At 46.8% G+C, this 8,153-nt stretch carries 7 protein-coding genes; 5 read left to right on the top strand and 2 right to left on the bottom strand.

Going from position 1 to position 8,153, the window contains the following annotated elements; all coding sequences use genetic code 11:
* Positions 1 to 12 precede the first annotated feature (12 nt).
* From ENN47_12170 to uvrC, 5 genes are read left to right on the top strand one after another with little or no spacing between them, the layout of a single operon-like run.
* Positions 13 to 1,911, top strand: a complete 1,899-nt coding sequence (locus tag ENN47_12170; GenBank protein HDP78904.1) for a transketolase — start codon at positions 13 to 15, stop codon at positions 1,909 to 1,911.
* Positions 1,911 to 2,648: a ribonuclease III gene (gene rnc / locus ENN47_12175; protein ID HDP78905.1), complete on the top strand. Its 738-nt coding sequence runs from the start codon at positions 1,911 to 1,913 to the stop codon at positions 2,646 to 2,648. The genes ENN47_12170 and rnc overlap by 1 nt, the downstream gene beginning before the upstream one ends.
* On the top strand, positions 2,645 to 3,460 hold the full coding sequence (locus ENN47_12180) for a 50S ribosomal protein L11 methyltransferase (GenBank protein ID HDP78906.1): 816 nt from the start codon (positions 2,645 to 2,647) through the stop codon (positions 3,458 to 3,460). Before rnc ends, ENN47_12180 begins: the two co-directional genes overlap by 4 nt.
* Positions 3,430 to 3,963: a DUF501 domain-containing protein gene (locus ENN47_12185; GenBank protein HDP78907.1), complete on the top strand. Its 534-nt coding sequence runs from the start codon at positions 3,430 to 3,432 to the stop codon at positions 3,961 to 3,963. The genes ENN47_12180 and ENN47_12185 overlap by 31 nt, the downstream gene beginning before the upstream one ends.
* Positions 3,956 to 5,683, top strand: a complete 1,728-nt coding sequence (uvrC, locus tag ENN47_12190) for an excinuclease ABC subunit UvrC (GenBank protein HDP78908.1) — start codon at positions 3,956 to 3,958, stop codon at positions 5,681 to 5,683. The genes ENN47_12185 and uvrC overlap by 8 nt, the downstream gene beginning before the upstream one ends.
* A gap of 32 nt (positions 5,684 to 5,715) precedes the next feature.
* Here the strand turns inward: uvrC and ENN47_12195 are convergent, their stop codons facing one another.
* On the bottom strand, positions 5,716 to 5,988 hold the full coding sequence (locus ENN47_12195; protein HDP78909.1) for an HU family DNA-binding protein: 273 nt from the start codon (positions 5,986 to 5,988) through the stop codon (positions 5,716 to 5,718).
* A 111-nt stretch (positions 5,989 to 6,099) separates the two neighbouring features.
* On the bottom strand, positions 6,100 to 7,443 hold the full coding sequence (locus ENN47_12200) for a TrpB-like pyridoxal phosphate-dependent enzyme (GenBank protein HDP78910.1): 1,344 nt from the start codon (positions 7,441 to 7,443) through the stop codon (positions 6,100 to 6,102).
* Between the last annotated feature and the right edge of the window lie 710 nt (positions 7,444 to 8,153).

Genomic DNA, 8,153 nt, shown 5'->3' on the forward strand with positions numbered 1-8,153 from the left:
TGGAGGTTGGATATGGCGGGTTTACTCACGAAAGCTGAATTGAAAAGGCTTGAAGATCTTGGAAGAATATGCAGGGGTGACATAATAAAGATGACTACTGTTGCCAATTCTGGTCATCCAGGAGGTTCAATGTCATCCATAGACATTTTTCTTTCCGTGTACGATTTCGCGAACAACGATCCAAGAAGACCCTTTTACCCCGAGCGCGACAGGATTATTGTAAGCCACGGGCACACATCGCCAGGTGTCTACGCGACGCTAGGAAGGCTTGGTTTCGTTGATATCGACGAAGTTGTTTCCGGTTTTAGACATCCGGGTTCCTTATTCGAAGGTCACATTACAAGAGGGATTCCGGGTGTTGAATGGACGACTGGAAATCTGGGACAGGGCCTTTCAGTGGGAGTTGGTATGGCTCTTGCTTCGAAAATCAGCGGGAAAAATTACAGAGTCTTTGTCGCAATGAGCGATGCGGAACAAGCCAAGGGCCAGGTTGCGGAAGCAAGAAGGACTGCAAAGAAGTACGGGCTTGACAACCTCGTTGTCGTTATTGACTACAATGACGCTCAGATCTCCGGAAATGCCCGCGACATAATGTTCGTGGATATTAAGGCTAATTATCTGGCGGATGGCTGGAAGGTTATTGAAGTCGACGGCCATGACTACTCTGAGCTGAACAAGGCACTAGTTGAAGCATCCGAGTCGAAAACTCCCGTCGCGATAATCGGCAAGACCATTATGGGAAAGGGAGTTTCGTTTATGGAGGGAGATGTTTCCTATCATGGAAAACCTCTGGATATGGGAAAGGCTGCCTCTGCTCTTTCCGAACTCAAGCTTGAAAACGATATTGACAGATTTGTTGAGATGCGAAAGAGACTCCCCTCGTATCATGAACCGATACACCCTCAGGACGAAGAGATAAGACCGATAATTGGAGTCCCCTTCGTATATCCGGTTGAGAAGAAGAGCGATAACAGATCGGCCTTCGGGAAGGCTCTTGCAGATATCGGAAAGCTCAACAAAGGTAAGCTCCCGGTGATGGTAGTAGATTGTGATCTGAAACCTTCAACGAAAGTAAATGAGTTCGAGAAGATCTGGCCTGAGAACTTCATACAAATTGGCGTTCAGGAACACAATGCCGCGACTGCTGCCGGGGCTGCATCGGTGTGTGGAGTGCTGACTTTCTTTGCTGACTTCGGAGTTTTCGGCATCGATGAAACTTACAACCAGCAGCGACTAAACGATATAAACAAGGCAAACGTAAAGGTGGGAGTAACCCACGTTGGAATCGACGTCGGCGAAGATGGAAAGACTCACCACTGTTTAGATTACATTGGAGCAGTGAGAAACTTCTTCGGCTTCAAACTGATAGTACCTGCCGATCCAAACCAGACAGATAGAGCAGTCAGGTTCATGAGCAAGGCCGACGGGAATTTCGTCATTGCGATGGGAAGATCTACCATGAATCCAATTGCAGACGAGGAAGGGAAGCCTTTCTTTGGGGACGGCTATGAGTTTGAATATGGAAAAGTAGATGTTGTGAGGAAGGGAAAGGAAGTGACGCTTGTTTCGACGGGTCAGGTCACTCATCAAGCAGTGAAGGCAGCAGACGAACTGAGAACTCAAGGTATAGAAGTGACCGTTCTTAACGTTAGCTGTCCTATTGGGGCAGACTTCGATAGCGTTAAAGAATACCTCTCTTCTTCAGTCATCTCTCTCGAAGATCACAATGTCAATAGCGGTCTAGGGTCCATCCTCTCCGATTATTTGCTCCGGTCTCGAATAACGCCGAAGAGTTTCGAAAAGATAGGCGTCGACAGGTATATGTTCTCCGGAGACAACGAACTGCTCTATGACCTTTCGGGTCTTTCGAGCAAGAGCATAGTAGAAAGGTTAAGGGGTATTATCCAGTAATGCTCAGTCTAGAAGAAGAAAAGCTGGTCGATGAGTTTTGCAAAATGAACGGAATAGAAGCGGACAGAGAGCTCGTTTTTAGAGCTCTCTGTCATTCCTCTTTTACCAATGAGCTTGCCCAGAACGGAGAAAGGCTTCTCGAGTCAAACGAAAGAATGGAATTTCTGGGAGACGCAGTTCTCGAATTGTCTCTTGCCAGAACCCTATTCAGCAATTACCTCTTGAGTGAAGGCGATATGTCGAAAGTCAGAGCTATGGTGGGAAGTGAAAAGGTCCTTTCTTACGTTGCCAGATCTATGAGAATCGGAGATTATATCCTTCTTGGCAAAGGAGAGAGGCAGAGCGGAGGGTCGGAAAGAGATTCGATTCTTGCGGATGCTTTCGAAGCTGTTCTGGCAGCAATCTTTTTGACTGGAGGGCTTGAGATCTCAATCGAGTTTGTTCAGTCAAAGCTGTCAGAGTATATTGAGAAAGCGGTTGGGGGCGACCTGATTCTAGATTACAAGACTTCCCTTCAGGAGCTCACGCAGGCTCGCTTCAGTTCAAGACCTGTATATGAGACAATTCTCGATGAGGGTCCACCACAGGATAAGTGGTTCAAGGTTGGAGTATTCCTGGAAGGGAAAATTGTCGGTGAAGGAGAAGGGCGAACAAAGAAGGCGGCGGAGCAGCTGGCCGCAAGACGCGCTCTTGAAACCCTAAGAGAAAGTTTTAATAGTGCAGGGGCCGAACAGTGAAGTACAAACACTTTGTAGCGTTTCTCTCAGAAGAGGAATGTGATCTAATCGAAGGAATCAGCTGGAACGAAGGTTTTTCAGATCTCTATTTCGAAAAGCTTGTTGATTCGGGAAACGCATTGCACGTCTTTCTGGGGGAAGGGGAAGAACTCCCGGTTTTTCTGAAAGGGATCGAGTTTGCGGATCTGGGTTATAGTGAACAGAAGGATTGGTTTGAGAAGTGGAAGGAGTCTCTGGTCCCATTTGAGCTCTGTGATGGGATTGAGGTCATTCCTCTGGAGGAAGAAGAGAAGATAATAGATTCAAACAAGATCGGTATTATTCCCGGAATGGCCTTCGGAACGGGCCTTCACGAATCCACGAAACTTGCTGCTTCTCTTCTTTCAGAGTTCATTCGAAGCGGCTCTAAAGTCCTTGATGTGGGCTGCGGAACTGGGATTTTATCGGTTATCGCCGCAAAGAGAGGAGCGTCTTCGGTTCTCGCTCTGGACATTGACCAGCATTCCATCGAGAAAACAGTTGAAATTGCCCGGATAAATCAAGTCTCTATAGAAACGCGTCTGTCGGATTTTCTTTCGGCGCTGGAGCCAGAGGAGCGTTTTGACCTCATCGTCTCGAATATGATAGTTGAGCTGCTGAAGGAGTTCGTTCTCGATCTTAGTGGGTTTCTCCTGAAGGATGGCAGAGTGATTCTTTCGGGAATATTCAGAGACAAGTATGAGGAAATAGGAAGTCTCGTAGAGAAGGGCTTTCTCATCGAGCATATTGAGGAAGATGGAGATTGGAAAGCAGTAGTGCTGAGAAGAAAATAGTTTCGCTACAGCTTGGAAGGGTTCTGAAAAACGATTTCAGAATCGTTAAAGTCTGTGAATGGGGATTCCCGCAAGTCATAGAATCTTCATTGATTGCTGATGGGAAACCATTTCCAACACTGTTCTGGCTTAGCTGTCCATTTCTGAAGGAGGAAGTTTCGAGGCTCGAGAGCGCAGGAATGATCGCCGGCTTTGAGAAAAGGGTCGAAGAGGACGAGGCCTTTGCCGCTGAATATCTAGGGGCGCACTCCCGTACGGCACTTCTAAAAGAGAAGCTTCTCGAAAAGTCCTCTGTGTCTGATGAGCAGAAGAGAGTGATCATGGAAAGAGGTATTGGAGGAATCAGAAATCCGAATAAAGTGAAGTGTCTCCACCTTCAGCTTGCGAATTTTCTCGGAGGGGTGCCGAACCCTGTGGGAAGAGAGGTCTGGAATCTGCTGAAGAATACTCAGTGTTCTTACAAGAGAGTCATCTGCGAAGAGTTGTTGAGCAAGCATGAATGAGAAAATATTGAACAAAGCCTCTCAGCTTCCCGAGGAGCCGGGAGTTTACATTTTCAAAGATCAAAAAGGCGTTGCGGTTTACGTAGGCAAAGCAAAGAAACTGAAGAGAAGAGTCCTGTCTTACTTCAGAGAATCAACGTGGGCAAAGAATGAAAAGGCCAAACGAATTGCAGAAGAGGCAGAAGATCTAGACTTCATAATGGTCACGTCGGAGCGTGAGGCTCTGCTTCTTGAGGCAAATCTGATCTTCAACGGAAAGCCGAAGTACAATGTCTTCCTGAAAGACTCCCGAACCTACCCGTATATCTACATTTCTTCAGATCCATACCCGTATCTTGGAATTACGAGGACAAAAGAACTGGAAGGTTCATATTTTGGACCTTATACAAGTGCGGGACTTGTGAGAAAACTGCTTGAATTTCTGCAGAAAGTCTTCAGAATCCGAACTTGCTCGTACGATCTAAGCAGGGTCAAGAAGCCCTGTTTCCTCTATCACCTCAAGATGTGTTCCGCGCCCTGCGTTGAAAAAGTGACGCCTGAAGAGTATCGAGAACAACTCTTGGCTCTCACCGATTTTCTCGAAGGAGACACATTGAAAGTTAGAGAGGCTCTTCTTAAGAGGATGGCAGTGCTCTCCGATGCAATGCAGTTTGAGAGGGCCGCGGAGATAAGAGATATACTTTCCTCCATGGACGATCTCTACGCGTTTCAGGGAGTTGAAGCTTCTCTAGATCTGAAAGCGGACATTCTCGCCGTTTCTACGGGCCTGGCCGCGTTGCTTCAGGTTAGGGGCGGAATGCTTCTGGGAAAACTGGTCTTTGATTTTCCCGATGGAACTCCGATCGATTTCATTACACAGTTTTACTATGCGAAAGGAAATCGAATACCGAAAGCGCTCATCGTAACTGGTCTGAAAAAGAAGGATATCAAGCAGTTCAAGAGAGACTTCCATTATATTGGGGATCCTCGTGATGAACAGGAAGAGAGGCTTCTGAGTATAGCCTTCAAGAACATTGATGAAGAGCAGAGGATAAGGATGAATGCCGCCCATTCACTGAGACAGGCCCATCAGATTCTGGGGTTGAAGCGATTTCCTTCGAGAATTGAGGGTATTGATATCTCTCACACTCAGGGACTGTACACGGTCGCCTCGGTGGTTGTTTTCGACAATGGAAAGCCGAACAAATCCGAATATAGAAGATACCGCATCAGCGAGCTCGATGAACCAAATGATTTTGAGGCGATGGCAACTGTAGTTAAGAGGAGATACACAAAACACCCTCTTCCAGATCTCCTTCTAATCGATGGTGGAGAACCACAGTTAAGAGCTGTCGAGAAGGCCTTTTCCGAGATAGGCATAGACGAATACGAAGTAGTGGGATTGGCAAAGGAATTCAATGAGCTAGTCTTTCTTGACAATCGAGACAGGGTGAAACTGAAGGAAGAGCACCCCGTCTTGCGAATGATAATCTCTATTGACAATGAGGCCCATCGCTTTGCTGTCAATTATCACCGTGTCCTCAGAGAAAGAAGATTCCAAACTTCAAAGATAGATGACATTCCGGGCATCGGGCCAAAGAGGAAGAAGTCTCTGCTTAAGGCTTTTGGCAGCGTTAAAGGGATCGCTGAAGCCTCCGAAGCCGACCTGTACGGTGTCCTCAAGAACAGCAGAGCAGTTGAAATGGTTGTCAAGTGGGCAAATGAAAAAAGTGGAGACTGAGCTCCACCTTCTCATATTTTCCGGAACAATCGTTACTGAACTTTCTCTTTTAGCTCTTTACCGGGTCTGAATTTCGGAACCTTCCCGCCGGGAATCTCGATTGCTTCCTTCGTTCTCGGGTTGACACCTTTTCTTGCCTTTCTCTTTGTAACCTCGAAAGTCCCGAATCCGACGAGTTTTACTTCTTCATTCTTTGATAGCTCTTCCCCAACTACACCGATGAAACTATCAACGACGTCTCCGACAAGCTTCTTGGTTGCTCCGGTTCTCTCTGCAAGTTCAGCGATAAGTTCTTTCTTGTTCACAGGTACACCCCCTAGCTAGAATTCAGATCACAAAACAATTCTAACATCTTCTAATCAGGTAATGCAACACCGAATCAACTGAAACCGTTTGACAAAAGGCATTTCAAAGAGTTAACGTTCTGCAACGCTCGATTCACGCAGATCATCGAAGTTAAGAACATCTTTGTGAGCCTCGATAGTGCTGGTGTATGAAGAGAGGTCCAGAGCGCCGTTTCCGCTTAAAGTGAAGACAATTACCTTCTCTTCTCCATTTTCTCTTGCCTCAATTGCCCTTCGTATAGCACCCGCAATTGCGTGTGTCGATTCCGGTGCCGGTACTATTCCCTCGGTTGTGGCGAAGAGAAGTCCTGCTTTGAAAGTCTCATCTTGAGGCAAGGCTTCGGGAGTGACAATTCCCTCCTTAACCAATCTTGAAACGAGAGGAGCGGCCCCGTGATACCTGAGTCCTCCGGCATGAATTGCGGGTGGAACGAAGTCTCTGCCGAGTGTGTACATCTTCAATAACGGTGTGAAGCCTGCGGTGTCTCCGCTATCGTAGCGATACTCGCCTTTAGATAGAGTGGGGCAGGACTCCGGCTCGCATGCGACGAACTCGATGTCTTCACCATCGAGCCTCCTCTTGACAAAGGGTAGAATCGTTCCGCCAAAGTTTGATCCTCCACCATGGCAACCTATGATGGACGATGGCTTCTCGCCGAGTATTTCAAGCTGTTTTTCGACTTCCAATCCGATTACAGTTTGATGGAGAAGCACGTGATCGAGAACACTTCCCAGAGAATACTTCTTCGTGGTGGAATTCAAGACTATTTCAATGGCCTCGCTGATTGCCATTCCCAGAGAACCTGAGAAATTCTTCCTGTCCTCAAGAAACTTTCTGCCGCTTTCAGTGTTCTCTCCCGGACTGGGTTCTACTGAGCCGTTGAACATCTTCATCATGTGTTGTCTCATAGGCTTTGACTGATAGCTGTTTCTGACCATGAAAACTCTCACGGTAAGGCCGAATTTCCTTCCGGCATAGGAAAGGGCGCTTCCCCACTGACCTGCACCTGTCTCGGTAGTAAGCTCTGTAACTCCATCGGCCTTGTTGTAGTAGGCCTGGGCGATGGCCGTGTTTGTTTTATGACTTCCTGTAGGCGAGTTGCCTTCATACTTGTAGTAAATTCTGGCAGGAGTGTTCAGAAACTCCTCAAGAAAAGTTGCTCTTATGAGTGGACTCGGACGAAAAACCACGTATTCGTCTAGAACAGGTTCGGGGATAGGAATAAACCTCTCTTCGCTCATTTCTTGCTCTACTATTGACTTTGGAAAGATAGCCATCATATCTTTGGGGTCGATGACTTCGTTTGTTGCTGGATTCAAAGGCGGATCCATCTTGAATGGCAAGTCAGCCTTTATGTTATACCAGCTTCTTGGCAACTCCTCTAATTTCAAATTCACAACAATTCTCTTCTTCATGCCAGTACCTCCTCAAAAAAATAAAGGGGCTCTCCATTGTGAGAGCCCCTTCAATATGGGTTTACCCTGGTAGCAAAAGGCTAACCCCCACCGAAGGGGCAGCTCCACCACCAGAACATATTTAGTTTATTAAGACATGGACTATCAACCATACAAATCCCTCGCTGATTTAGCTTAAACAACTATACAACTTTCGTATGTTACAAGTCAAGCAGGATGTGAAAAGACGTGAAATCAGACTCACACTCATGCCAGAGGTTGTACATTGAGATTCTGACTTAGAGCACTGTCAGAATGACAGAGTGTGATGCTTTCTGAATAACCTAAGGGTGTCATCCCGTAGTGCTCCTATACGGGATCTGGGCTTTGAGAACGATCGGGGTTGGGGTTAGAAGGTTGGAGTTTGAAAGAGCAAATCAAGATCGGTTCACCGTTGAAACGTCCTCAGTTCGCCGAAAACCTGTTATTCGTTCCAGAGCGAAGATCTGTTCTTCGTTCTTGGGCAAGGTGATGATTCAAGAGCGTTTGGACTCCAACCAGTCATGAAAAAACAGCACTCATCGGAAACTATCTTCTGGCTCTCTAGCTGGTGAGTAGCCCAGGGGGATTTCACCCCCAGGCTCTCTCAGAACCGGACTTGAATCTCTCGATTCATCCGGCTCCCATTATCCAGCCATATAGAATATCCCCATTGTCCAGTGTGCAAATAG

The sequence above is a fragment of the Mesotoga infera genome, from assembly GCA_011045915.1.
GTDB classification, from domain to species: Bacteria; Thermotogota; Thermotogae; order Petrotogales; family Kosmotogaceae; genus Mesotoga; species Mesotoga infera_D.